Below are 24,169 nucleotides of genomic sequence, written 5' to 3' on the forward strand. Positions count from 1 at the left end.
GCTCTGCGTGCCGCCCGTGCGGCCCTGGAGGCGGCGGGCGGGCGTGCGGCGGAGGTCGGGTTGCTGCTCTACTGCGACGTGTGGCACCAGGGGCCCGACGGGTGGCTGCCGCAGTACTTCCTGCAGCGGCACCTCGTCGGCGGCGACGCCCTGGCCGTCGAGCTGCACCAGGGCTGCAACGGCGTGTTCAGCGCGCTGGAGCTGGCCGCGCCGTATCTGAGTGTCGCCCCGGCGGGGCGGCCCGACGCGCTCGTGGTGGCCGCCGACAACTTCGGCACGCCGCGCTTCGACCGGTGGCGCTCGGCGCCGACCGTCTTCGGCGACGCGGCCAGCGCGATGGTGCTGACCCGCCGGCCGGGCATCGCGCAGGTGCTGTCGGTCGGGTCGGCCGCCGTGCCGGAGCTGGAGGAGGGCGGACGCTACGGCGAGCCGATGTTCCCGCCGGGCGCCACCACGGGCGCGCCGGTCGACTGGATCGCCCGCGACGAGGCGTTCGGGAAGGTGGCCGAGACCAGCAGCGAGCTGCGCATCGCCTGGATCATGGTCCAGAAGACGATGATGCAGCTCATCGGCCGGGTCGTCGCCGAGGCCGGCGTCCGCTTCGAGGACCTCGCGTACGCGGCCCTGACCAACCTCGCCCCCGACGCGATCGAGCACCGCTGGATGGAGATCCTCCGGATGCCGATGTCCAGGTCGACGTGGGACTTCGGACGCACGATCGGTCACCTGGGCGCGAGCGACCCGCTCGTCTCGCTGCACCACCTGCTGGAGACCGGCAAGGTGAGGCCGGGCGACCACGTCCTGCTGGGCGGCATAGGCTCCGGCGTCACGATCTCGTGCGCGGTGGTCCGCATCCTGGACCGCCGGGGCTGAGCGCCGGGGTTCCACCATGGGAGAGAGGCGGCAGAGGTGACGGACGTCCTGGTCGAGCGCGAGGTCTCGGCACGGTTGACCGGGTTCATCAGGGAACGGTTCCTCTACGGCGATCCGGCCGGCGCGTTCGGCGACTCGACGCCGCTGCTGGACGGGGGGATCCTGACGTCGCTCAACACGGCGATCCTGATCAACTTCATCCACGAGGAGTGGGGGTCGGTGGTGCCGGTCGAGGATGTCGATCCGCGGGCGTTCCACACCGTGCGCGGCATCGCCTCGATGCTGTGCGAGCGGGCGTGCAGGCCTGTCCCCCCGGCGTAGCCACCCGGTCCCCGCGATCCCCGGCGTCGCCGCCTTCCCGGCGTTCCCCCCGTTCCCGGGGCATTCCCGGCGTTCCGGGGCTTCCCCGAGTTTTCCGCGTTCCCGCCTTCCTCCCGTTCCCAGTCCCGTCCGGTTTCCCGCCGTGCTGCGGGCCGGGGTGCGCGTGGCCGTCTCGCCGGCGAGACGGCCACGCGCACCGGACGGCGGGTCAGCCGCGGGAGGAGGCCACCACCTCGCCGGCCTCGGGCGTCTTCTTGCTGATGACCTCCTGGGCGATGCTCTCCAGCGCCTGCACCATCCAGCTCACCAGGTCGCGGTTCTGCAGGTCGGCGGCCTTCTTCCAGCGTTCCAGCTGCTCGCGGCTGGAGGTCAGGCGCACCTTCACGTCCACCGACCCGGCGGCGGACCCCCGGCCGTCCGCCGCCTCGACGGCCTCCACCGGCACGCTCGCGCCGGGGGTCCTGCGCAGCTCGCGGCGTAACCGGTTGCGTGACCAGCCGCACTGCTCGGCCCGTTCCAGCCACACGTCCTGCTCCTCCTGGGCGAGCGCCGCCACCTCGGCGTGGTGGGCGAAACTCAGCTTGTCCCGCCGCCGCGCCAGGCTGAACCGGCGGGCGACCCAGGCGTAGTTGCGCAGCGTCTGGTAGTCGAGGGACGTCTGCTCGATGGCCATGCGATAGCGATCCGCGTACTCCTTCTCCCCGTAGATGAGCCAGTCGCCCAGCCACCAAGCGGAGGAGTCGGAAATAAGGGATATTTGCTTGCCGATACGCTCCCAGATGGGAAATTCCAGTCGATTCGGAAACTGCAGACCGGTACGCCGGGTCACGACGGACCGGTCCAGCCCCAGGCGCTGGCCCGCGCCCGGGTGGGGCGGTCCTTCACCGTGCCCTTTCCTCGTGAGGCCATTGACGGGGTGATTCATGGATCCTCCGAAAGCGGATTGCTGGTGAATCTCGGTGTCACGGACTCTGGTTCTGCTGAAGTGCCTTCTCCCGCGTGCTCTCTTCTCGCTGTCCCGCCGCCGGTGGCTCTCCTCGGGGGATGACGCCCGCCCGCCACCGGCGGGCCGCGAGGGCGATCGGCTCCTTGACCCTCAGGGCGAACGGCACGTCCAGCGGCCGCAGGAACAGCACGAGGGCGCCGATCATGGCCAGGCTGAAGCTGCCGAGCCCCATGAGCACCGCGATCGAGCCGTGCAGGAGCACGCCGGCCGCGAGCAGGTACGGCCTGGCGGCCCGCCGCGCCACCAGGCCCATGACCAGGGCGAACTCGACCGCGACCGCGCCCCACGTGAGCAGGGTGACGCCCACCGGGTGGGCCAGCACCGGGGCGACGAGGGGGGAGGCCCAGCCAGGCACGCCGAAGAGGGGATCGCCGAGCCAGTAGTACAGGGCCGTGCCGTCCGCCCACTCCTCGCGCCCGAGCTTGGCCATGGACGCCTGCAGGTAGATGCCGGCGACCTGGACGCGGATCACGAGCAGGGCCGACCAGGCGACCAGGGACGCGACCTCGTCGCGGACCTCGCCGGGGCGCTGCCAGTGCCAGGCGCGGCCGTCGGTCAGCGCGAGGGGGAGCAGCAGCAGGGTCAGCACGGCGGCGACCTGGTCACCGCCGTCGGGAATGGTGGTCGAGGCCTGGAAGCTCACCGTCGCCCACCAGTGCGGCAGCGCCGTGAGCCGGGGCCGCCATCCGGAGGCGGCCAGGACCAGGATCACGATCGCGACCGGATGGGCCACGTCCACGTCCATCACGCAGAACAGTCCGGCGCCCGCGAGGCCGTCGCAGTGGGGGTGGCCGGGCACGCCGGCGGCGGGCCTGAAGAGCGTGGCGGTGTCGCTGGCCAGCAGCGTCGTGAGCGTCGCGGCCGCGATCAGGCTCCTGGCGGTGCCGTACACGTCGGTCCACGGACTGACCCGGGCGATGCCGTGCGCCCATGTCCCGAGGCGGCTCAACATCGCACGTCCAGGCGCACGACCGTCGCGGGCATCCGGGTCCGGGCCGCCGCGCCGGCCCACGCCCACGGCAGCGGCTCCTGCCGGGACACGCCGAGCGTGCCGCAGAGGAGGGGGCGCGGCGCCGGATTGGCCACCGGAACGGCCCGCGTCAGGGAGCCGAGGCAGCGGGTGATCTCGCCGGTGTCGCAGCTCGACCACTCGCCGGCCGGGACGGCGCCCAGGAGGATGCCGAGGTCCACCGCCTGCGCCCGTGAGCGGCGGTCGAACCCCCACAGGTTGCGGGCCTCGGCGTGCGGCCCGAGCAGCGCCGGCTCCCAGCCGCCGGAGGGGGAGCGGCGCCAGACGATCTCGCGGTGCTCGCGCGCCGATCTGGTGAAGAACGCCCACCCCTGCGGCGCCACGACTCTCGCGTGCTCGGCGGCGGAACGCTGGCCGGGGAGCTGGAGCGCGGCCGACGGCAACTGGCCGAGGACGACGTAGCCGGCGACGGCGGACCAGGCGAGGCCGAGCACGAGCAGGAGCGCCCCGAGCCGGCTGTGCGGGCTCACGGGGTCAGGGTCTCGGCCACGTCGTCGGCCCAGCGCTCGCGCACCAGGGCGGCGCTCCGGGAGGAGGCTCGATGCCAGTAGCTGTGCTTGTTCACGACCATGTGGGTCGCCTTGACGACCGTCCGGTGGACCACGATGAAGCTGCCGTGCACGCCCTTGCCCGGCGCCACGGCGGAGGTCGCCTCGACCGTCCTGCCGTAGGCGGCGTCGGCCGACTGCGCGATGCGGACCCTGTCGCCGCTGGTGATGCCGGCCGCGAAGCCGTCGAAGAAACCCGGTTCGAGTGCCTCGATCCGGGCAGTGAGATCATCGGCTTCGGCGGTGGTCCAGGGCTGCCCCTGGTGGAGGCTGAGCTCGGGGTGGGCCCGGGCCACCGGTCCCTCCGCCAGGAAGAGGCCCCTGTACAGCTCCTTGCCGTCGTAGCGGGCGGGGGACGACTCCCCCCGCGCGGTGCCCCCACCGATAAGGCCGATGACCAGGAAGGTTCCTAAGATCGCTCTCATACGTCGCATGCCTGCTCCAGGTCATCATGAGGCCCACCAGGTCTTGTTGTTATATAACTTCTCGAACAATGTTGTAAATGGGACCAGCATGGGAACCTGCAGGACTGCCCTGTCCGTCCAGGGTGCGGCTCTCGAAGGAGCGACGAATGCGCCTGAGCATCGACCCGAGCTCGGCGGAACCCCTTTTCGACCAGATAGCCCGGAGCCTACGTCAGGCACTCGCCACAGGGGCGCTCCAGCCGGGAGACAGGTTGCCGCCGGCCCGCGAGCTGGCCGACAGCCTGCGGGTGAACCTGCACACGGTCCTGCGCGCCTACGCCCTGCTGCGTGACGAGGGCCTGCTGGAGGTCCGCAGGGGCAGGGGCACGGTCGTCGTCTCCCGCTCGCCGCAGCGGCTCGACCCCCGTCTCACCGGCGCGATCGACGCCCTGCTGGTGGAGGCGCGACGGGTGGGGCTCACCGAGAACGAATTGATCCGCTTGGTGACGCACAGCTTCCGAAGCAATGTCGGCTATGACAGGATTTCGGGCGAGTGAAATTCGCTATCAGCGCTACGGGGAGACCAATACATGAGGTCGCGCTTCCTGGGGGTCGTGATTCTCATTCCCGCGGCATTACACGCGGTCACGCTGGCGGTTCCGCTGGCCCTTCGTGACCGGCTGCCCGAACCCGTCGCCACGCACTTCACCGAGGGGAATCCGGACAGGTCGGGTCCGCTGTGGACCGCCGTGGGGGAGAACTTCGTCCTGAGCACGAGTGCCTGGACGGTTTTCGGGCTGCTGGCCTGGTTACGCCATGACGGGTCGATGGGGCGGCGGGCGGCCGCGGGGCTGGCACTGGGCGTGCTGGTCCTGCTGGACCTCGCGTTCCTCACGGGGGTCGTGGTGGCGAACGTGGACGCGGGCCAGTGGCGGCAGGCGTCGGCGCCCGCCTACGGGCCCGCCGTGGCGATCGGCGGCGGCGCGCTGGCCATGGTCGCCGCCGCCGTGACCGTCAGCCCGCGTCGCCGGCGGGTCGCGGAACACGGCGCCGACCTGCCGGACGACTGCGTCACCGGGCTGCCCAGCGGCAAGCCCGCCGTCTGGATCGGCGGGGCGCGGAACAGGGCCTACTTCTGGCGGACCATCGCCGCCATCTGCCTGATGCTCGTCCTGGTCGCGATGGGGACGACCTGGATGGTGCTGCCCGCCGTGCTGTCGCTGCTGACCTTGCACTTCTGGAGCGGCGTCACGGCCGTCTTCGACGGCAGGCGGCTCACCGTCCGCGGCGGCCTGCCGTTCCTGTTCCCCCGGCACGTCGAGCTGTCGCGCATCGAGACCGCGGAGGCGGTGCGGATCGATCCGTGCCAGTGGGGGTGGGGCTGGCGGGTGCGCAGCATGAGGCGGCACGTGGTGGTGGTCAGGAAGGGCGAGGCCCTCCTGGTGGCGTTGCGCGACGGCGGTGAGTTCGTCGTCACCGTCGACGACGCGGCCACGGGGGCGGCCGAGATCCGCCGCGCGCTCAGATGCCGGACGCGCGCCGGGCAGCACCCGGCCGACCGGCAGAGCGTGCCGCCCGGAGAGGCCGGAGAGACCGGTCCGGGGCGGTCCACCGCGACATGAACCCGGCGAGACGTGCCGCCGGAGCCTCCCCACGGTCGCACAGGAACCGCTGCCGCCCGATATCGGCTGCCGTGCGGCGGCCGGCCGTCGTCAGCGCAGAGCCGTCGTAGGTGATCAGCCGTCGTACGGGATCGTCCGCGACGGCCGGCCACGCTGATCTCAGCATGATCGGCGACGTCCGCGATGTCAAAGAAAAGCCTCCTGACCGAATGGGAGGGCCGCCGGCCGAAACAAAGGGCGGCGAAAAGCGCGTCTCGCTGGCGGGACAGCGACCGGCTTCTTGGAATGGCGCCGGAAAATGGCTCACAATCCCCCGGTGCCCGTGAATTCGAGGCCGGAGCGCCGGCCGCTGCCCGCCGCCGGGGGCGGCTGAGATGCTCGCCGCCCTCCTGCCCGCGCCCGTGGCCGTCGAGGAGGCGTTCGCCGAGGGGACGGGCGCGCTGCTGCCCGAGGAGGAGGCGCTGGTCACCGGCGCGGGCCCGCGCCGCAGGCGGGACGTCGCCGACGGCAGGACGTGCGCCAGGCGGGCGCTGTCAAGGCTGGGAGCGCCGTCCGGTCCCCTCCTGCGCACCGGCTCGGGCGCCCCGCTCTGGCCGCCCGGCGTGGTGGGCTCCATCACCCACTGCGCCGGCTACCGCGCCGCCGCCGTGGCCTGGCGCCGCGAGCTGCCCGTCCTCGGGCTGGACGCCGAACCCGGCCTGCCCGTCCCGCGGCGCGTGCTCGACGGCATCGCGCTGCCGGAGGAGCGGGAGTGGCTCGAACGGCTGGACGCCGAGCGGCCGGAGGTCGCCTGGGGGCGGCTGCTGTTCAGCGCGAAGGAGTCGGTCTACAAGGCGTGGTCCCCGCTCACCGGACGGTGGCTGGGCTTCACCGACGCGGTGATCTCCGTGGACGCGGCCGCCGGCACGTTCACCGCCCGGCTGCCGCGCGGCGGCCGGGTGGCCCGGTTCGACGGGTGCTGGGGGGCTGGCGGCGGCCTGCTCGTCACCGCCGTGATCCGGGCGGTGTTCCGGCCGGATCGTGAGTCACAGACGCGGCTCCGCGGAGCCCGACAACCGAAAGGCACGGTGCGACAGTGGCCGACGCGACACGACGCGGATTCCTCGGCACGATGACCGCGATGGGCGGCGCCGCGGTGGCGACCGCGGTCGTGGAGGGCGCGGACGCGCGGGCGGACACGCTCTCGCGCGCCTGCCCGCCGACGCCCGGCATGGTGAGCGTGGGACCCGACGACCCCCGCTACCAGGACCTGATCCTCAGGGGCTACAACGCCCGTTTCCTCGGCAACCCCGAGACCGTGCACGTGGTGCACTCGGCCGGCCAGGTCGTGCGCGCGGTGGACCAGGCGGTGCGCGCGGGCAAGCGGATCGTGGCGCGTGGCGGCGGCCACTGCTTCGAGAACTTCGTCGACGACCCGTCCGCCCAGGTGGTCATCGACCTCAGCCAGATGAACGGCGTGTCCTACGACCCGCGCCACCACGCCTTCGCGGTCGAGGCCGGCGCGACGCTCGGGCAGGTCTACCGTTCCCTCTACCTCGGGTGGGGGGTGACCCTCCCCGCGGGCACCTGCCCGTCCGTCGGCGTCGGCGGGCACGTGGCCGGAGGGGGGTACGGCCTGCTGTCACGGCGGCACGGGCTGGTCGTGGACCATCTCCACGGCGTCGAGGTGGTCGTGGTCGACAGGTCCGGCCGGGCCCGGGTCGTCGTGGCGACACGTGAGCGCGACGATCCGCACCACGACCTCTGGTGGGCCCACACGGGTGGCGGCGGCGGGAACTTCGGGATCGTCACCCGCTACCTGATGCGTTCGCCGCACGCGACCCGCCGGACCGGGCCGGCGGGCCTGCTGCCCGCGCCGCCGGCCGGGATACTGGCGTGCCAGATGTCCTGGGACTGGGCGCGGCTGACCCCGAGCGCGTTCGCCGGCCTGCTGGACAACTATGGGCGCTGGCAGCGGGGCCCGATGACCGAGCCCGTCTACGCCGGCATGGACACCACCCTCGCCATGCCGCACCGGGCCGGCGGCAGGATCGGCCTGACGGCCCTCCTCGACGCCTCCGGCCCGGCCGCAGAGGAGGCGATGGGCCGATTCGTCGAGGCGATGGGCCAGGGGGTGGGCGAGCCGCTGATCGAGGTGTTCGGCACCGCCCCGTACCTGCGCCTGGTCACCTCCTCCACGGACGCGGCCGGGGCCTTCTACCTCAGGTCCAAGTCCAAGTGCGGCTACCTCCGGGCGCCGTGGACGGCGAGACAGGTCGAGACGGTGTACCGGCACCTGACCGAGGGGGAGGAGGACCCCGGCGGCGCCGTCTACCTGAACTCCTTCGGCGGGACGGTGAACAAGGTCGCGGCCGACGCCACGGCCTTCCCCCACAGGTCCTCGTCCATGATCGCGTTCTACGACGTGGGCTGGTACGACCCGGCGCAGGACGACGACCGGCTGGCCTGGGTGCGGCGTCTCTACCGCGAGGTGTACGAGGAGACGGGCGGCGTGCCGGTGCCGGACGAGCGCAACGACGGCGCGTACATCAACTATCCGGACCTGGACCTGGCCGATCCCGCGCACAACACCTCGGGGACGGCCTGGCACGCCCTGTACTACAAGGACAACTACGCCCGCCTGCAGCGGGTCAAGGCGCGTTTCGACCCGCTCGACCTGTTCCACCACGGTCTGTCGGTACGGCCGCCCGGCGCGGACGCCCCCGTCCGGAAGGCCGCGGTTCCGGCGGGCGGGGGCCGGCTGCCCCGGCCCGAGCCCGAGTCCTATGCCCGGCCGGCGGCGCCGGCGCACGGTGTCGCGCACCGCATCCTCGACGCCCGGCGTTGAGGGGCGGGAGCCGGGCCCGGCCCGGCTCCCGCCGCGGCGTGCGTCAGGTCCCGTCGATCAGGCGGATGGCGAGGGTCGGGCTGAACGTGCCGGCGGGCACGTCCGGCGCGATGCCGCAGTTGCCGTCGGAGTCGCCGGGCACCTTGACCCACAGCAGCATCTCGGCCCCGCCGCCGACCTGTGCCGGGGTGCCGAGCTTGCGCCCGGCCGGGTTGCACCACTGGCCGTTGGAGCCGTTGCCGTTGCGGCTGGTGTCGATGACGAACGGGACGCCTCCGCCGAGCGCGTCGGAGACGCCCTTCGCGTACGTCGCCGACTGGTCGGTCGTGTAGTAGTTGGAGACGTTGACGGCGAAGCCGCGGACGTTGCCGACGCCCGCGTCACGCAGGCGGTCGGCCATCGGCGCGGGCTGGGTCCAGCCGGCGTTGCCCGCGTCGAGGTAGGCCCAGGTGTTGGCGGCCCTGTCGCGGAACTGCTGGGTGGCGTGGTTGAGCATGCGGGTGCGCGTCTGCTTGGCGGCGTCGTCCATGCAGCCGAAGTCGCCGAGGGAGTCGGGCTCGATGACGACGACGGCCGGGCGGTCGCCGATGCCGGCCGCGAACTCGGAGATCCACGTCCGGTACGCCTCCTCGCTGCCGGCGCCGCCGCCCGAGTGCCCGCCGCAGGCGTCGCGGCCGGGGATGTTGTAGGCCACCAGGACCGGCAGCCTGTCGGCGGCGTCGGCGCCGGCCACGTACCTGGAGACGGCCGAGCGGATGTCGCCGCTCCAGGCGCCGAACCAGCGGGCCATCGGCTTGGTCGAGATGGCCGCCCTGATGCGGTCGGCGTCGGGGCCGGGGTTGCGCGCCACCCACAGGGCGGGGTTGGAGTCGGGATCGACGTGGAAGCCGTTGGTCATCCCCACCGGTCCGGAGCCCGGCTGCGGCGTGGTGGTCGTCTCGGTGAGGGAGACGTTGTCCACGAAGAAGGTGAAACCGGCGTTCTTGCCGAGCTGGAACGAGACCTGCCCGGCCGAGGTGGCGAGGCTCGAGGTGAAGGGGAAGCTGAAGCGCTTGCTCGCGGTGGTGAGCGCGATCGACCGGGTGAGCGTGTTGGTGTACGGGGCGTCGGCGAGCTGCACGGTCGTCACGGCGGAGACGGAGGTGGAGGCCGAGGCGTCGAACGAGAGCGTGTAGGACTTGCCCTGCGCCAGGGTGATGGCGTTCTGGCCGATCATGGCGTCCCACGGGTTGGCGGTGCCGCCGGGCACGGTGACGCGCAGCCGTCCGGCGTCCACGGTCATCGAGGTGTTGGCGGAGTTCCACCACGGGGCGGTGCCGTTGGCGAAGGTGCCGTTGACCACCAGCTCGGGTGCCGCGGCGGCGGCTCCGGCCGTGGTCGCCGACAGGACGGCGAGCGCCGAGGCCGTGATCGCCGTGAGGCGGGTTAACAGTCGCACGAGACGGGTCCCTTTCTGGGCTGTCAGATCGCGATCGATGATCAAATATCACAGGGATGGGACCCGTTTTGTGCTGGTTCGCTGGAACTTCTGGGCGCGCGTGGGCGCCCGTTCGGAGGCGCTCGCGGGTCGTGGCCGGTGGGCACGTTCCACGGGTGTCAGGCCCGGAAGAGCCGCCAGAAGGCCAGGGCGATCTCCTCGGGTGGCGTGCGGCGGCCGCCCGACACCCAGTGCGCGACCACGCCCGTCAGGGCGCCGGCCAGGTAGGCGGCGTGCACCTCCACCGGCACGTCGGCGTGCCCGGCGGGCCTGGCGCCCCGGGCGAAGCGGCCGGTGAGCTCGGTGGTCAGCCGCTCGCGCAGCCGGGCCGTGAAGCGGGCGCTGCCCTGGGCGTCCAGCATGCGCTCGAACAGGGTCGCGTGCGCCGCCACGTGGCCGAAGAGGGTGACCAGCGGCTCCGGCGCGTGGTCGCGCGGGCTGTCCAGCGGGCACAGCGCCGCCGCTCGGGCGACGTGGCTGATCGTGTCGTCCATCGCGTCGGTGACCAGGGCGTCGAGGTCGGGGTAGTGCAGGTAGACCGTCGCGCGGTTGACCTCGGCGCGCCGGGCCACCGCCGACATCGTGATCGAGCCGAACTCGTGCTCGGCCGCCAGGTCGAGGACGGCGGCCCGCAGCCGGGCCCGGGTGCGCTGTGCGCGCGGATCGTCGGGGTTCACGCCGAGAACTATACGACGACAGTCGCTTAGAAGACAGGTGTTGCTTAATTGACACTTGTCGCCTAAGGTGTGGGGCATGCGAGTGGAGATCTGGGCCGACGTGGTCTGCCCCTGGGCGTACATCGGGAAGAGGCGGCTGGAGAAGGCGCTGGCCGGCTGGGAGGGGGAGCCGGTCGAGGTGGTGTGGCGGCCGTACCGCATCGACCCGACCGCGCCCGCGCCCGGCGAGCCGCTGGCCGACGTGCTGCGCGACCCGCAGGTCGACGAGGCGCTGCGGGCGTGCAACCCGGACCTGACCCCGGCCGACAACCGGACGCTGGTCGAGCGGATCGCCGCCGCCGAGGGTCTCGGCCCGCCGTGGGGCGCGGCGTGGCGGGCGAGCACCCACGACGCGCACCGGCTGATCGCGCTGGCGTACGAGCGGGGCGGCGCCGCACTGCAGGACGCCGTGGCCGAGGGGGTGCTGCGGGCGCACTTCGTCGAGGCCCTCGACCTGAGCCGTCCCGAGGTGCTCGGCCGCGTCGCCGCCGGAGCGGGCTTCGCCGAGGGGGCGGACCTGCTCGCGACCGGTGCCGGCGACGAGCACGTACGCGAGTCGCTGCTCGTCGGGAAGGCCATGGGCGTGCGGACCTCGCCCACCCTCGTGGTGGCGGGCCGCGCGCTGGCCGGCGCCCAGCCGCCGGAGGTGATCAGGGAGTTCCTGGAGGAGGCCGGCGCGACGGCCGTCCGCCGGCTCCCGGCGGAGGTCGAACGACTCCGGCACGTCGAGTCGCTGCTCGACCAGCGCGACCCGCTGGGCGCGCTCACCCTGTTGCGGCCCCTGCTCGGCGAGCACGGCGACGACCGCGGCGTCCGCATGCTCGCCGCCCGCGCCTACTATGCCTCCGCGCAGCTCGGCCGGGCCGCCGCCACCCTGGAGCGGCTGGTGGCCGAGTCGCCGGACGACTCGTACGCCCGCCACCTGCTCGGCCGCACCCTGCAGCGCCAGGGCCGGCACGAGGAGGCGGTCCCGCACCTGGCCATGGCCTCCGCCATGACCCCGTCCTACGCGACCTGACCCGCCTCGGCCCACCCGGTCGCGGCCGGGCGGGCCAAGGGCGGCGAACGGCCGGGGGCGGAAGGGCCGGGGGCGGAAGGCGCGGGGGGCGGAAGGCGCTCGGGAGCCGAAGGGTCTCTGGGGGCCGAAGGCGCGGGGGCGGAAGGCGCGAGGGCGGAAGGCCGGGAGGGCTACGCCGGGGAGCTGGTCGCGCGCTTCGACGCGGCACGGGCGCGCAGCCCGAGCAGGACGTCGACCAGCAGGAAGGCGGCCAGCGACACGCCCAGCAGCGGCATGAACCACCCGGCCGCCACGGCGAGCACGACCGACGGCGCCAGGACGGCCCAGCGCGCCCGCCGCCAGGCGCCCCGCCGGTACGGCGGTCCGAAGCCGCGGGTGGGCCGCCGCTGCCACCACATCCGATACCCGTACCCGACCAGGAAGACCAGGCCGGCGGCCAGGACGACGAGCAGGAGCTGGTTCGCCGGGCCGAACAGGACCCCCATGTGCCCGTCGATGCCCCACCGCGCGAGCTTGGCGGCCGGAGGATGGTCGGCGAAGCGCAGCTCCTCGGTGACCCGAGCGGTGGCCGGGTCGACGGCGACCTGGTCCAGCCGCTGCGGCCACACGTTGTCGATCTCCTTGACCACGTAGGCGCCTCCCGGCCCGTCCGGCCAGACGATCTCCAGCGGCCCGGACAGCCCGGCGCCGGCCGCGGCTCCGGCGACCCGATCCACCACCGCGCCGGGCGGCGTGCCGTGCGCCGAGTGCGCCGCATGGTCCGTGCCCAGGTGCGCGGAGTGGTCACCGCCGCCGGAGGCCGACGACAGCGAAGGGGTCGACCAGTCGAGCGCGGCGCGCAGGTCGGAGACGTTCTCGCCCGCGTACGCGGACCAGGTCAACCCGGTCGCGGACAGGAACAGCAGGCCGGCCACCGCCCACAGCCCGACCGCGCCGTGCCACGACAGGCTGCGGCGCCGGCCGGTGGTGCCGGGCTCGGGGGCGAGCAGGCGGCGCAGCCGCCGGCCGGGGCGACGGCGGCGGCTGAGCCACAGCAGCACCCCGCCGAGCGCCACGACCCACAGCCAGCTCGCCGCGAGCTCGCTGTAGATCCGTCCGGCCTCGCCCAGATGCAGGTCGCGGTGCAGGTGGGAGATCCAGGCGCGGACGGGCAACGCGCCGGAGCCGCCGTAGCTCTCCAGCGTGCCGCGCACCTCGGCGGTGTGCGGGTCCACGAACACGGCGAGCTTCGTGCTCGGCGCCAGGCCGGGCACCTCCATCAGCACCGCGGTGGTGCGCCCCGGCTCGGCCGGGGTCTTCACGGAGGTGACGGTTCCCCCGGGCTGGGTGGCGCGGGCGGCCGCGACCTGCTGGGAGAGGGGCACCGTGGCGGGCTTGGCGGGCACGTACAGCTCGTGGCTGTAGACGATCTTCTCCACCTGCCAGGAGACGGCGTAGAGCAGGCCGGTCACGGCGGCCACGAGCAGGAACGGCCCGACGAGGACGCCGGCGTAGAAGTGCAGCCGCAGCACGAGGGGGCGCAGCGCCGCCGGGCTCCCGCCGCGGGGGGTGGGTGAGCCCTCAGGCTCGGTGGTGGGTCCCGTTTCGAGGGTCGAGGACATGGGGCGTTCTCCGTTTCCGGGACGCGGGCACGCCGGGCGTGCGCGCGCCGCCGTACGAGCGATGGGGGATGCCGGCCCGACGGTGCTCCCGCTCCCGGACAGGGGTTCACGGACGGTGCTCCGGGATGGGGCTCCGGGATGGGGCTCCGAAGGCGGTCCCGGGCGCGGTCCGGGCATGGGCTGGGCGTAGTCCGGGCGGGGGTCCGGGCACGGCTGGACGGCCGTGGCACCGGGCACGGCGGCACGGCGGCACGGCCGTGGCGCTCGGCGCGGGGTCGGGCACGGCATGGGGCGGGCGCCCGTGCGGCCGGACGTGGACGGTCCTGCCGCCCGGTGGGCCCGGGGTCAGCGAACGGAGAACGCGAGGGGCGGGCCGCGCCGGGAGATCGCCGAGACGTGCGGCGGCGGGGGAGGCGCGGCGGCGGTCGAGGCGGCGCTGACCGCCGGGCCTGCCACGGTGACCGGGCAGACGAGCGCGACGAGCAGCTGGACCAGGAAGCCGCGCACCGAGGTGACGGCGAGGCGCAGAAGAGTGGCGAGCGCCGTCTCGCCCCGCTCCATCCACCAGCCGGAGATCAGGGCGACGGCCACGTGCACCAGCGGCATCGCGATGCTGCCGCCCGCCTCGGCAGGCGCGAGCGCGGGGCCGAGTGCACCGTCCGGAGTCGCGAGCGAGGAGCCGAACAGACCGTCCGGAGTCGCGAGCGAGGAGCCGAACAGACCGCCCGGAGGCGCGAGCGAGGAGCCGAGCAGACCGTCCGGAGACGGGAGGTGTCCGGTGTGGTGCCCGGCCGGACCCGTCGCCGCTCCGGCCGGCGGTGTTTCCGGGCCGGTGAACAGGTTGTGCAGGCCGTACTGGGCGACCAGGCAGGCGGTGAGCAGCGCGCCGCGCCCACGCCGGCGGGCGGCCAGCGCGTACGCCCCGACCCAGGTCGCCGCGGTCGCGCCGGCGAGCACCGGCAGTTCGACCGCGCCGCCTCCGGCGGCCGTGTGCAACCCGGCCGACAGCAGCACGCACACGACCGCGAAGACCCCGGCGCGCAGCGCCCGGAGGTGCGGCCGGCCCACGTGCGGGTCGCCGTCACGGCAGCCGCGACCGGCGCCCCCGTCGACGGGGGACGGGCCCGGTCGCGCAGCCATCGCCCAGCTCCCTTCCTCGCCCGGAGATACGGCCCGCGGGCCGCCCCGGCTCAACGCCACGGCGGATTTCGCGCCGGAGATCTCCTCCGCGCCGTCACGGGTGCCCGGGAACGGCGGTCACAGCGGGTCCTCGTCCAGCATGGCAGGGGTGGCGGCGAGCAGTCTCCTCGTCTCCGGATGAGCCGCGGCGGTCAGGCTTCCGGCGGGCAGGTCCTCCACGACACGGCCCTCGCTCATGGTGACGATCCGGTCCGCGACGCGGCGGGCGACCCGCAGGTCGTGCGTCACCACGACCAGCGTCAGCCCCTCCGACCGCAGGCCCGCCAGCAGCCCGAGGACGTGCTCGGTGGCGAGCACGTCGAGCCCGCTCGTGGGCTCGTCGGCGAGCAGCACGCGCGGACGCTGCGCCAGCGCGCGGGCGATCGCGACGCGCTGCAGTTCCCCGCCCGACAGCGTGGCGGGGCGCCGCGACGCGAACCCGGGGTCCAGCCCCACCCGCAGCAGCAGTGCCGCCACCTCGGCTCCGGTGGAGCCCGCCGCGCCGCCCGTGGGGAGGGCCTCGGCGACGACGCGCCCGACGGTGTGGCGGGGGTCGAACGACGACAGCGGATCTTGGAAGATGAGGCCCGTGGCCCTGCGGACCGCCCGCCTGTCGCGGTCCCGCATCGCCCACACGTCACGGGCGTCCACCGTCACGTTCCCCGAGGTGGGACGGTCGAGGCTGGACAGCGTGCCGAGGAGCGTGGTCTTGCCCGAGCCGCTGCGGCCCACCACGGCGACCGACTCGCCCGGCTCGACCGCCAGGGCGACCCCGTCGAGCGCCCGAACGCTCCGGCCCCGGCCCCGCAACACCCGGCGAACGTCCACGCAGCGCAGCGCGGCCCCGCCCCGAGCCGTCCCCCGCGGCGACCGCTCGGACGGAGGCAGGAGGCCCGGTGATCCTGGAGACCCAGGGACTCCAGGCGACCCCGGAGACCTGCCGGCGAGCCCGTCGGAGGCGGTGGCGAGTCCGTCGGGGGCGTGGGTGATGGTGGGGAGTTTCGTGCCGGTATGGGGGGTGATGGCGAGATCGTCGGGGGTGCGGGTCTCAGGGGTGGCGGCGAGACCATCGGGGGTGCCGGGGGGCCGAGGGAGCGGAGTGGCAGGCGGGGCCGAGGCGGCGACCAGGGCGCGGGTCAGTTCGGCCCGCGGCGCGGACAGCACGTCGCCCACCGGGCCACGCTCCACGATGCGGCCGCGGTCCAGCACCATGATGCCGTCCGCCCACCGTGAGGCCGCCGCCAGGTCGTGGGTGATCAGCAGCACGGTTCGGCCGTGCTCGTGCGCCTGGGCGCGGACGAGGTCGAGCACCGGGGCCTGGGTGACCGGGTCCAGTGCGGAGGTGACCTCGTCGGCGATGAGCAGCGGCGGCGACGTGGCGACGGCGAGGGCCAGCGCCACCCGCTGCGCCTGGCCGCCGGACAGCTCGAACGGGTAGGCGTCCCACAGCGCGCCGGGCAGCCCGCAGGACAGCAGCGCCGCCTCCCCTGCCGCCCGGATCTCCGCCCGCCGTACCCGCCACGGCACGGCCGCCGTTCGTACCGCGGTCGTCGCCGCTGTCCGTGCCACGGTCCTCGCCACTGTCCGGAGCACGGTCCTCGCCGCCGGGCCTGTGTCATCCTCGCCCGGCCAGGGCGGCGGGTGCGGTTCGTCGTGGGCGGGAGGGAGCGGGGGGTGGGCGCGCAGGGTTTCGGCGAGGTGGCGGCCGACCGTGATCGTCGGGTTGAGGGAGGCGAGCGCGTCCTGGAAGGCGTAGCCGACGTCACGCCCCGCCAGCACCGGCGCCCCGTCCAGCGACACAGAGCCGCCCGCCGGGTGCAGTCCCGCCACGGCGCGGGCCGTCAGGCTCTTGCCGCTGCCGCTCCTGCCGACCAGGGCCACCACCCGGCCACGCGGCACGTCCAGGTCGAGCCCGTCCACGACCCGGCGCCCCCCGGCCTCGACGACCAGACCACGCACGACCAGACCACCTGTGTCAGGGCCGCCCGCGTGGAGGCGGCCGCCCGTGTCCAAGCCGCCCGCGTTCAAGCCGCCCGCGTTCAAGCCGCCCGCGTTCAAGCCGCCTGTGTGAGGGCCGCCCGTGTCCGGGTGGCCCGTGTCCGGGTGGGTTGGGGCCGGGTGGCCCGTGTCCGGGTGGCCTGGGGCCGCGCCGCTTGTGGCGGGGTCGCGTGCGTCGGGGACGGGCGTCACCAGGACCTGCCTTCCGATCGGCCGCCGACGGCGTTCGCGACGAGGTTCACGGCGACGATCGTCACGATCACCGCCGCCGCGGGCACGGCGACCGTGTACCACTCGCCGGTCAGCAGGTGCGACTGCGCCTCGGTGAGGAGGTTGCCCCAGCTCGGCTGGTTGGGCGGGATGCCGAGCCCGAGGAAGCTCAGCGTGGACTCGGTCAGGATCGCGTGTCCCACCTCGAACGCCGCGATGGCGGCCACCGGCGGCGCCGCGCCGGGCAGCAGGTGCCGCCACAGGACCTGCCTGCGGGTCAGCCCGAGGCCGTAGGCGGCCCGTACGTACAGGCGCTCCCGCAGGCTGCGCAGTTCGGCGCGGACGACCATGGCCACCGGCATCCAGTTCGTCACCGCGATGCCCGCGATCACCACGCGCGTGGACGGCCCGGCGACGGCGGCCAGCGCCAGCACGACGACGAGCAGCGGCAGCGACAGGAGCACGTCGGCGGTGCGGGCGATGAGCCCGTCGAGCCAGCGGGGCGCGACGGCGGCCAGGCCCCCGATGAGGGTCCCGGCGCCCACGGTGACGGCGGCGGCCGTGATCCCGACGGCGAGAGAGGTCCGCGCGCCGTGCAGCATGCGGCTGAGCAGGTCGCGGCCCAGCATGTCGGTGCCGAGGGGGTGGCCGGGGGAGCCGGGCGGCAGTGAGGTGGCGGAGGTGTCGGTGGCGAGCGGCTCGTACGGCGTGAGCAGCGGCGCGGCGGCGGCCAGCGCGACCATCGCGCCGAGCACGACCAGCGCGGCCGTCAGCCCCGGACGGCGTGGCCGCATCCGCACGGCGAGCAGCCCGCGCGGGCGCATCCCGGCGCCCACCCGGCCGGACGGCATGGCTGCTCGTTCCGTCGGCGTGGGTGGGCGCGGCTCAGCGGGCATGGGCGCTCGTCTCGTCGGCGGGTACGGCCCGGCGGCCGTGGGTGGTCGTCCCCTGGCCAAGGTGGGGGTCAGCGGGCATGGGCGGTCTCGCCGGGGGTGGGGTGGGGGGTCAGCGGGCATGGGCGGTCTCCCCCGGGGTGGGGTGGGGGTCGGTGGGCATGGAGGGTCTCCCGGGGGCGCGGGTGCGGGGGTCGAGGGCGGCGACGACGAGCTCGGCGGCCAGGTTGGCCGCCACCACCACGAGCCCGGTGACCAGCACGACCGCGACGAGCACCGGGTAGTCCTGGCCGCGGGCGGCGTCGATGGCCTGGCGGCCCATGCCCGGCCAGGAGAAGACGACCTCGGTGGTGTACGCGCCGGTCAGCAGCGTGCCCACGCTGACGCCGAGCCTGGCGGTGAACGGCACCAGGCCGGGCCGCATCAGGTGCCGCGTCGTGACGACCCGCCGGGGCAGCCCGCGGGCGCGGGCGTTGTCGACGTGCGGGGCGTCACGCAGCCGGCCGACGCCGCTCGCCACGAGCCGGACGTAGATCCCGAAGTGGTGGCCGAACGCGAGCGCGGTGGCGGGCAGGACCAGGTGGGTGAGCAGCCTGTACGGCGTCACCGGCTCGCCGGGCCTGCCCACCCCGCCGGACGGCAGCAGCCCGGTGGCCGCCGTGAACACGTACAGCAGCAGCAGCGCGGCCACGAACCCGGGCAGCCCGCCGAGCACGAACGACAGCCCGTCGATCGCCCGGCGCAGCCAGGCCCGCCGGGTCAGTGCCGCCACCAGCCCGACGGCGACCGCGCCGGCGGCGGACAGCAGCGTCGCGGCGGCGGTGAGCAGCGCGGTCCACGGCGCGGTGGCGGCCAGGGTCTCGGTCACCGGCCGGCCCGTCAGGTAGGAGGTGCCGAGGTCGCCGCGGACCGCCGCCGACACCCAGCGCGCGTACCTGACGGGCAGCGGCTCGTCGAGCCCCATGTCGGCGCGCAACCGGGCCACGTCCGCGGCGGCGGGCGGCCGGCCGCCGTTGCGCGCCTCCAGCACGGACGCCGCCGGGTCGCCCGGCGCGGCGTCGAGGAGGGCGAAGCAGACCACCGACAGGGCGGCGACCACGGCGAGCGCGGTCGCCGCCCGCCGGATCAGCGGTAGCGCCACGTCTCGGCGTTCCAGAAGAACCCGTAGCCGTGATGGCCGAGCGTCCGCTGACGGGGCCCGGTCAGGTCGTCCGGCACCGCGTTGATCGCCTTCAGGTAGGAGATCCACACGAACGGCGGGTCGTCCTGGAGCGCCTGCTGGAAGGCGTCGTAGGCGGCCTTGCGCCTGTCCGGGTCGAGCGTGCCGCGGCCGTCCTCCAGTGCCTTGTCGGCGGCCGGGTTGTCGTAGGAGCCGAAGTTGGAACCGCCCTCGGCCAGCGCCTCGGAGGAGTGGAACGGCCCGTAGACCGAGGTGTCCGGGTCGTAGGGCGTGCCCCAGCCGACCACGAACACCTCCAGGTCGCTCCAGTGTCTGCGCACCCAGTCGCGTGGGCGTGGCGTCGGCACCACGTCGAAGCCCTGTTGCCGGAGCTGGGTGGCGGCCACGTTGAGGATGGCGACCCGGAGCGAGTCCTCGGCGAACGTGCTCAGCTCGAACCGCAGGGTGCTGCCGTTTCTGGCCCACAGGCCCTGCCCGTCGCGGGCGTAGCCGGCCTCGGTCATGAGCGCGGTGACCCGGGCAGGGTTGAAGGCGAAGCCCGGCGCCGAGGCGTACGGGGTGGTGTCGAGAGGGCCCTTGGCGGGGGTGCCGTAGCCGAGCACGACGCTCTCGGTGATCGCGTCGCGGTCGACGGCGTGGTTCATCGCCTGGCGCACCCGCTTGTCGGCGAAGCGCGGGTTCGTCAGGTTGAACATCAGGGCCCGGTAGTCGGCGGTCGGGTAGACCTCCAGCCGCTTGCCGCGCACCTTGGCGGCCTGCTGCGGGGCGAGGTTGGCGGCGTCCACCTCGCCGTTGGCGAGCTGGATCAGGCGGGCGCTGTCGTCCGGCACGTACTTGATGATGATCTTCTCCAGGCCGGGGGCGCCCTCGTAGTACCCGCCGAACGCCCGCAGCTCGGCGTACTGGCCGGGCTTGTACGCGGTCAGCCTGAACGGCCCGGCGCCGACGGGCTGCCGGCCGAAGTCCGGGTCGGTGATCTTCTTGCCGTTCAGGACGTGCTTGGGCAGCACGGCCATCGCCATGGCGTCCAGCATCGGGGCGAACGGCCGTTCCAGCTCCAGCCGGACGGTCGTGGCGTCGGGCGCAGTCACGGAGGTGACGGCGGTGAAGTTGCGGGCGAGCGGCGAGTCGGCGCCGGCCGCCTTGACGGTCTCGATGGTGAACGCGACGTCGTCCGAGGTGACCGGCTTGCCGTCGTGCCAGGTCAGGCCCTTGCGCAGGCGGAAGGTGTAGGACCTGCCGTCCTTGGCGATCTGCCATGACTCGGCGAGGGCGGGCACGACCTTGTTGTCGGCGTCCCGTCGGGTCAGACCGCGGAAGACCAGTTCGGTCACCGGGTCGGTGTGCTCGTCCTGCAGTCCGGGGTTGAAGGTCTCGGGCTCGTCGCCGAGGGCGTAGGTGAGCGTGCCGTCGCGGGCGGGAGCGCTCGTGCCGCCTTGCCCGCCGTCGTGCCCGTCCTGCCCGCAGGCGGCGAGGACGACGGCGACGGACATCGCGGCGAGCGCGGTCAGAACCGGACGTCTGTGCATGATCCCGCATTATTGCAAATCATATGCAAGAGCAGTGGAGTGGCATCTGTGGGGCGGCGGGGCGAGCTCCCGGTGTAAGGCGCTGACCAGCGGAAATACCACCTGCAAGGTGACAAAGTGACGGGGCGTGCCGATGAGAGTTCTGAGAATCGCCGTAATCGTGGGCGGGCTGCTGCTGGCGGGCGGCGCCGCGCCCGCGCTGGCCCGCGGGCCCGTGCCGGGCGCGGAGACGGACCCGGGCGGGTGCTCCCCGGCCCAGCTCGACGTGCGGCTGGACCGGATCGATCCGGGCGCGGGCAACCGGTACGCGCCGCTGGTGTTCACCAATCGTTCCGGGGCCGGATGCACCCTGCGCGGCCATCCGGCCCTGGTGGTGCTCGACGCCTCAGGCGACCCGCTGCCGGACGGGGAGCCGGTCGCCGAGGGGCCGGAGGAGACGGTCACCCTGGAGCCCGGCGGCAGTGCCCGGTCGGTGCTGCACTGGACGGTCACGGCCGACGACTGCCCCGACGCCTCCGCCCTGCGGGTCGCCCCGCCCGGGCAGGACGCCGTCACCACGCTCGACTTCCCGGCCGGACGGGTGTGCGGAGGACTCGACGTCACGCCCGTCCGCTAGGCCGGGGCGGTGCGACGGGCGCGGTCCCGGCGTCTCCCCGTCGGTCATCCGGGCATCATCGACTGATGTCGGCACCGCCCCGCCGCAGCAGGCTCAGGTCCTCGCGGCGGGGCAGGCTCTCCCAGTCGCCCTGTGAGGTGACGGCGAACGCCCCCGCCGCGCACGCCGTCCGCAGCCGCTCCGCCGGCTCGGCCCCGGCCAGCCAGTCGGCCAGCCACCCGGCCGCGAACGCGTCCCCCGCGCCGACCGGGTCCACCTCGGTCACCTCGTACGGCTCGGCGTGCCGGACCACCCCGTCGGACAGCTCAAGGGCGCCCTCGGCGCCCGACTTGATCAGCACGTGGCGCGGCCCGAGCGACGCCAGCGCCTCGGCCAGCGCGACCGGTTCGGTGACATCGGAGACCAGGCGGCCCTCCGGCACGGTCGCGAACAGCACGTCCACGTCGCGGAGCACGTCGCGCAGCCACCGGCCGGCCTCCTCCGGAGACCAGAGCGCCCGCCGGTAGTTGACGTCGAGCGAGACGAGCACCCCGGCGGAACGGGCCGCGGCGACGGCGTGGTGCGTCGCCTCGCGGGCGGACGCCGACAGCGCCGGCGTGATCGCCGACACGTGCAGCACGCGGGCGCCCCGGATGAGCGCCGAGTCGAGGTCGGCGGGGGCGAGCCGGGAGCCGGCGCTGCCCCTGCGGTAGTAGCTGACGTCGATGAGGTCGGCCGTCCGCCTGCCCTTGATCATCAATCCTGTCGGGGCTTCGTGGTCGGCGACGGCCCGGGTGTCCACCCCCTCGCCGAGCAACGTGGCGCGGATCAGGTCGCCGAACTCGTCGGCGCCCACCCGGCCCACCCAGGTCACGCTGTGGCCGAGGCGGGCCACGCCGATCGCCACGTTCGACTCCGCCCCGCCCAGGCCGAGGTCGAAGTCGCGGGCGAAGCGCAGCGGTCCCGTACGGCGGGCGGCGAACAGCGCCATGGTCTCACCGAAGGTCACCAGATCGGTCATCGAGGGGGGCCACCCAGCTTCCTGGAGATGCGCGCCGCCGCGGCGGCCACCATCGGGCCCAGCTCCCGCACCCGCGCGGCGGTGATCCGCGAGGAGAGGCCGGAGATGGAGATGGCGGCGACCACGGCGCCGGTGTGGTTGAAGATCGGTGCGCCCACGCAGCGCACCTCGGGCTCGTTCTCGCGGTCGTCCACGCTGTATCCGCGCCTGCGCACGCTCGCCAGCTCGGCGCGCAGCCGGGCGGGATCGCTGATGGTGTGCCTGGTCATGACCGCCAGATCGAGCCCGTCGACGGTCTCGTCCGGCAGCCAGGCGAGGACGGCCTTGCCCACGGCCGTGCTGTGCAGCGGGCTGCGGCTGCCGATGCGCGAGGCCATGCGCACGTTGGTCTCGTTCTCCACCTTGTCGATGTAGACGACGTGCGGCGGCTCGTACACGACGAGATGGACCGTCTCGCCCACCTCGGCCACCAGCCGGTGCGACTCCTCGGCCGCGACCGCGCGCAGGTCGAGGCCCGCGAGGTAGGCCTGGCCCAGCTCCAGCGTGCCGTGGCCGAGCCGGTACACGCCGGTCCTGCGGTCGCGCTCGAGCAGCCGGGCCTCGACGAGCGGAACGGTCAGCCGCAGCACGGTGCTCTTGGACAGGCCCACCGCCTCGGCGAGCTGGGTGAGCGTCAGGCCGCTGGAGGCGCGCACCCGGTCCAGCACCGCGAGCGCGCGGCGGAGGGATGCTGACTGGTTGCGCTCGGCCACGCGGGCCATCGTAGGCCGCGCGGTCGCCGGCCGTCAGCATCTGCAGCACGTCGTTGTGCAGTGCACAACAGATCGGTGGAGCCGTTCTGCGCCGCCCGGGTCGTTCCTGGTCCCGGCGTCAGGAGGTGAGCACCGGCTCCTTGTCAGGTCCTGGAGGGGCCGTCAAGGACGGACACCTCGTGCCTGCCCCCCGGCGCCAGGAACTCCAGCAGCCGCCGCCCCTCCTCCTCCACCGCCTCCAGATCGGCGATCGGCTCCCACGGGTGGATGCAGAGAGTCGTGGTGCCCCCCGCCCGCGTGACCGTCCAGTGGCCGGCGGTGAAGCCGTCCACGAGGATGAGGCGCGGCATGACGTTCGTCCCCATGAAGCCCCGCAGGGCGGCGGCGCCGGCCTCGGTGATCACCCGGGACCGGTCGGCGTGCGACAGGAAGAGGTTGTCGAAGTCGTACATCAGCCGTACCGGCGCGGGCACGTCCGCGTCCGGCCGGGGCGCGCCGGGCAGGTCGTAGTACGTCCGCCCGTCCTCGTCGCGGAACCGCACCAGATCCATCGCCTCGACCACCTCGCCCAGCCGCGTCAGCCCCGACCAGGTCTGCACGTCCCTGACGGTCGCGGGACCGAACGCCTGGAGGTGACGCCGCACCAGCTCGGCGGGCGTCATCGGGGCGACGCCCGCCCCGGTCGCGAGCCACACGTCGGCGGGCGCGTGCGCGACCGGCCCGCTCCTGCCCCACAGCCCGCGCGGCGGCACCTGGACGAGCGGCACCAGCCAGCGCACGCCCTGCCCCAGCGCGTGCGGGTCGCTGTCCGGCCACCGACCGGCCAGCGCCCGCCCCAGCTCCGCGAACGTCATCGGCCGCTCCGCCAGCAGTGCCCGCCCAGCCGCGGCCAGCTCGTCCAGGTCCACGCCGGCCAGCCGCCGGCCGAACGTGGTCCGCGTCATCCGCTCGGTGACCACCTGCACCAGCGGCCGCATCGCCAGGCAGTCGCGGGCGCTGACCAGGTGGATGGTGGAGCGCTGCAGCGCGATCCGCACCAGCTCGCGCGACTCCAGCATGGCCGAGGCGTCCGCCGCCCGGAAGCCGGCGATCCGGTTCCACAGGCCGGTGTACCAGGTGTGAGGGGTCTGCGCCTGCAGGCCGCCCAGGTGCTCGACGACCTCGACGACGGGCCGGTCCGTACGGCGCAGGAGCAACTGCCGTTCCAGGGTCGCCCGGTTCAGGGCCCGGCGGCTGATGAGGGGGTCCATGCGCTCCACGCTAGGCCCAATCGCGGCAGACGACGTTCCGCGTTGACCCCGCGCGCGGTCACGGACCCGCTCGGACCCGCTGGGACCCGCACGGACCCGCCCGGACCCGCACGGACCCG

At 74.3% G+C, this 24,169-nt stretch carries 23 protein-coding genes; 8 read left to right on the plus strand and 15 right to left on the minus strand.

Annotated features, from left to right (window positions below; genetic code table 11):
- A partial coding sequence (locus CXR44_RS16775; protein ID WP_101787013.1) for a ketoacyl-ACP synthase III family protein occupies positions 1-873 on the plus strand: 873 nt, incomplete at its 5' end.
- 36 nt (positions 874-909) lie between these two features.
- Entirely contained in the window at positions 910-1,194 is a 285-nt protein-coding gene (locus tag CXR44_RS16780; protein ID WP_101787014.1) for an acyl carrier protein, read from the plus strand.
- Positions 1,195-1,402: 208 nt separating this feature from the next.
- On the opposite strand, the gene CXR44_RS16785 is transcribed toward CXR44_RS16780, so the two are convergent.
- The 4 genes from CXR44_RS16785 to CXR44_RS16800 are packed head-to-tail and all read right to left on the minus strand — an operon-like array spanning position 1,403 to position 4,203.
- The gene (locus CXR44_RS16785; protein WP_180903485.1) at positions 1,403-2,119 is read right to left on the minus strand and encodes an LmbU family transcriptional regulator; all 717 of its coding nucleotides are present in this window, start codon (positions 2,117-2,119) and stop codon (positions 1,403-1,405) included.
- Positions 2,120-2,156: 37 nt separating this feature from the next.
- Positions 2,157-3,152 (minus strand): sporulation-delaying protein SdpB family protein, encoded by a 996-nt coding sequence (locus CXR44_RS16790; protein WP_101787016.1) that lies wholly within the window; start codon positions 3,150-3,152, stop codon positions 2,157-2,159.
- Positions 3,146-3,700: an SdpA family antimicrobial peptide system protein gene (locus tag CXR44_RS16795; protein WP_180903487.1), complete on the minus strand. Its 555-nt coding sequence runs from the start codon at positions 3,698-3,700 to the stop codon at positions 3,146-3,148. Before CXR44_RS16795 ends, CXR44_RS16790 begins: the two co-directional genes overlap by 7 nt.
- Positions 3,697-4,203 carry a sporulation delaying protein family toxin gene (locus CXR44_RS16800; RefSeq protein WP_101787018.1) on the minus strand — a complete coding sequence of 169 codons (507 nt, stop codon included), beginning with the start codon at positions 4,201-4,203 and terminating at the stop codon, positions 3,697-3,699. Before CXR44_RS16800 ends, CXR44_RS16795 begins: the two co-directional genes overlap by 4 nt.
- A gap of 146 nt (positions 4,204-4,349) precedes the next feature.
- Between CXR44_RS16800 and CXR44_RS16805 the strand changes: the two genes are divergently transcribed.
- The 4 genes from CXR44_RS16805 (at position 4,350) to CXR44_RS16820 (ending at position 8,631) form a co-directional block, all read left to right on the plus strand.
- Entirely contained in the window at positions 4,350-4,739 is a 390-nt protein-coding gene (locus CXR44_RS16805; RefSeq protein WP_101787019.1) for a GntR family transcriptional regulator, read from the plus strand.
- Positions 4,740-4,796: 57 nt separating this feature from the next.
- Positions 4,797-5,804, plus strand: coding sequence for a DUF1648 domain-containing protein (locus CXR44_RS16810; RefSeq protein WP_144069986.1), 1,008 nt, complete (start codon positions 4,797-4,799; stop codon positions 5,802-5,804).
- A gap of 374 nt (positions 5,805-6,178) precedes the next feature.
- The gene (locus tag CXR44_RS16815; RefSeq protein ID WP_101787021.1) at positions 6,179-6,919 is read left to right on the plus strand and encodes a 4'-phosphopantetheinyl transferase family protein; all 741 of its coding nucleotides are present in this window, start codon (positions 6,179-6,181) and stop codon (positions 6,917-6,919) included.
- Entirely contained in the window at positions 6,880-8,631 is a 1,752-nt protein-coding gene (locus tag CXR44_RS16820) for an FAD-binding oxidoreductase (protein WP_219601846.1), read from the plus strand. The genes CXR44_RS16815 and CXR44_RS16820 overlap by 40 nt, the downstream gene beginning before the upstream one ends.
- A gap of 43 nt (positions 8,632-8,674) precedes the next feature.
- Here the strand turns inward: CXR44_RS16820 and CXR44_RS16825 are convergent, their stop codons facing one another.
- Both CXR44_RS16825 and CXR44_RS16830 read right to left on the minus strand, forming a co-directional pair.
- A complete protein-coding gene (locus CXR44_RS16825) occupies positions 8,675-10,069 on the minus strand; it encodes a glycoside hydrolase family 6 protein (RefSeq protein ID WP_245899218.1) in 1,395 nt (464 codons plus the stop codon).
- Positions 10,070-10,227: 158 nt separating this feature from the next.
- A complete protein-coding gene (locus tag CXR44_RS16830; RefSeq protein ID WP_180903489.1) occupies positions 10,228-10,785 on the minus strand; it encodes a TetR/AcrR family transcriptional regulator in 558 nt (185 codons plus the stop codon).
- A gap of 76 nt (positions 10,786-10,861) precedes the next feature.
- Here CXR44_RS16830 and CXR44_RS16835 point away from each other — a divergent pair, with 76 nt between their 5' ends.
- Positions 10,862-11,842 (plus strand): DsbA family protein, encoded by a 981-nt coding sequence (locus CXR44_RS16835; RefSeq protein ID WP_101787022.1) that lies wholly within the window; start codon positions 10,862-10,864, stop codon positions 11,840-11,842.
- A gap of 170 nt (positions 11,843-12,012) precedes the next feature.
- Here CXR44_RS16835 and CXR44_RS16840 read toward each other — a convergent pair whose 3' ends face one another.
- From CXR44_RS16840 to CXR44_RS16865, 6 genes are all read right to left on the minus strand, one after another.
- Complete coding sequence (locus CXR44_RS16840) at positions 12,013-13,443, minus strand: PepSY-associated TM helix domain-containing protein (RefSeq protein WP_101787023.1); 1,431 nt, start codon at positions 13,441-13,443, stop codon at positions 12,013-12,015.
- A gap of 345 nt (positions 13,444-13,788) precedes the next feature.
- Positions 13,789-14,583, minus strand: a complete 795-nt coding sequence (locus tag CXR44_RS16845; RefSeq protein WP_101787024.1) for a hypothetical protein — start codon at positions 14,581-14,583, stop codon at positions 13,789-13,791.
- A 117-nt stretch (positions 14,584-14,700) separates the two neighbouring features.
- Positions 14,701-16,581 (minus strand): ABC transporter ATP-binding protein, encoded by a 1,881-nt coding sequence (locus tag CXR44_RS16850; RefSeq protein ID WP_245899219.1) that lies wholly within the window; start codon positions 16,579-16,581, stop codon positions 14,701-14,703.
- A gap of 227 nt (positions 16,582-16,808) precedes the next feature.
- Positions 16,809-17,681: an ABC transporter permease gene (locus CXR44_RS16855; RefSeq protein WP_180903491.1), complete on the minus strand. Its 873-nt coding sequence runs from the start codon at positions 17,679-17,681 to the stop codon at positions 16,809-16,811.
- A gap of 154 nt (positions 17,682-17,835) precedes the next feature.
- Entirely contained in the window at positions 17,836-18,864 is a 1,029-nt protein-coding gene (locus tag CXR44_RS16860) for an ABC transporter permease (protein WP_245899220.1), read from the minus strand.
- Positions 18,849-20,432, minus strand: coding sequence for an ABC transporter substrate-binding protein (locus CXR44_RS16865; protein WP_245899221.1), 1,584 nt, complete (start codon positions 20,430-20,432; stop codon positions 18,849-18,851). The genes CXR44_RS16860 and CXR44_RS16865 overlap by 16 nt, the downstream gene beginning before the upstream one ends.
- Before the next feature lie 133 nt (positions 20,433-20,565).
- Here CXR44_RS16865 and CXR44_RS16870 point away from each other — a divergent pair, with 133 nt between their 5' ends.
- Positions 20,566-21,048 (plus strand): DUF4232 domain-containing protein, encoded by a 483-nt coding sequence (locus CXR44_RS16870; RefSeq protein WP_101787026.1) that lies wholly within the window; start codon positions 20,566-20,568, stop codon positions 21,046-21,048.
- A gap of 55 nt (positions 21,049-21,103) precedes the next feature.
- Here the strand turns inward: CXR44_RS16870 and CXR44_RS16875 are convergent, their stop codons facing one another.
- The 3 genes from CXR44_RS16875 to CXR44_RS16885 form a co-directional block, all read right to left on the minus strand.
- Positions 21,104-22,048, minus strand: a complete 945-nt coding sequence (locus CXR44_RS16875) for a sugar kinase (RefSeq protein ID WP_101787027.1) — start codon at positions 22,046-22,048, stop codon at positions 21,104-21,106.
- The gene (locus CXR44_RS16880; RefSeq protein WP_101787028.1) at positions 22,045-22,809 is read right to left on the minus strand and encodes an IclR family transcriptional regulator; all 765 of its coding nucleotides are present in this window, start codon (positions 22,807-22,809) and stop codon (positions 22,045-22,047) included. The genes CXR44_RS16875 and CXR44_RS16880 overlap by 4 nt, the downstream gene beginning before the upstream one ends.
- A gap of 134 nt (positions 22,810-22,943) precedes the next feature.
- The gene (locus CXR44_RS16885; protein WP_101787029.1) at positions 22,944-24,050 is read right to left on the minus strand and encodes a winged helix DNA-binding domain-containing protein; all 1,107 of its coding nucleotides are present in this window, start codon (positions 24,048-24,050) and stop codon (positions 22,944-22,946) included.
- Positions 24,051-24,169: the final 119 nt, after the last annotated feature.

It is taken from the genome of Nonomuraea indica (assembly GCF_002850745.1).
Classification (GTDB): Bacteria; Actinomycetota; Actinomycetes; order Streptosporangiales; family Streptosporangiaceae; genus Nonomuraea; species Nonomuraea indica.

Bases quoted from the DNA above. Each gene is read 5' to 3' on its own strand.
- CXR44_RS16845 (WP_101787024.1), bottom strand. From the start codon at position 14,583: ATGGCTGCGCGACCGGGCCCGTCCCCCGTCGACGGGGGCGCCGGTCGC.
- CXR44_RS16790 (WP_101787016.1), bottom strand. From the start codon at position 3,152: ATGTTGAGCCGCCTCGGGACATGGGCGCACGGCATCGCCCGGGTCAGT.
- CXR44_RS16885 (WP_101787029.1), bottom strand. From the start codon at position 24,050: ATGGACCCCCTCATCAGCCGCCGGGCCCTGAACCGGGCGACCCTGGAA.
- CXR44_RS16855 (WP_180903491.1), bottom strand. From the start codon at position 17,681: ATGCCGTCCGGCCGGGTGGGCGCCGGGATGCGCCCGCGCGGGCTGCTC.
- CXR44_RS16870 (WP_101787026.1), top strand. From the start codon at position 20,566: ATGAGAGTTCTGAGAATCGCCGTAATCGTGGGCGGGCTGCTGCTGGCG.
- CXR44_RS16840 (WP_101787023.1), bottom strand. From the start codon at position 13,443: ATGTCCTCGACCCTCGAAACGGGACCCACCACCGAGCCTGAGGGCTCA.
- CXR44_RS16865 (WP_245899221.1), bottom strand. From the start codon at position 20,432: ATGCACAGACGTCCGGTTCTGACCGCGCTCGCCGCGATGTCCGTCGCC.
- CXR44_RS16805 (WP_101787019.1), top strand. From the start codon at position 4,350: ATGCGCCTGAGCATCGACCCGAGCTCGGCGGAACCCCTTTTCGACCAG.
- CXR44_RS16880 (WP_101787028.1), bottom strand. From the start codon at position 22,809: ATGGCCCGCGTGGCCGAGCGCAACCAGTCAGCATCCCTCCGCCGCGCG.
- CXR44_RS16875 (WP_101787027.1), bottom strand. From the start codon at position 22,048: ATGACCGATCTGGTGACCTTCGGTGAGACCATGGCGCTGTTCGCCGCC.
- CXR44_RS16800 (WP_101787018.1), bottom strand. From the start codon at position 4,203: ATGAGAGCGATCTTAGGAACCTTCCTGGTCATCGGCCTTATCGGTGGG.
- CXR44_RS16785 (WP_180903485.1), bottom strand. From the start codon at position 2,119: ATGAATCACCCCGTCAATGGCCTCACGAGGAAAGGGCACGGTGAAGGA.
- CXR44_RS16815 (WP_101787021.1), top strand. From the start codon at position 6,179: ATGCTCGCCGCCCTCCTGCCCGCGCCCGTGGCCGTCGAGGAGGCGTTC.
- CXR44_RS16835 (WP_101787022.1), top strand. From the start codon at position 10,862: ATGCGAGTGGAGATCTGGGCCGACGTGGTCTGCCCCTGGGCGTACATC.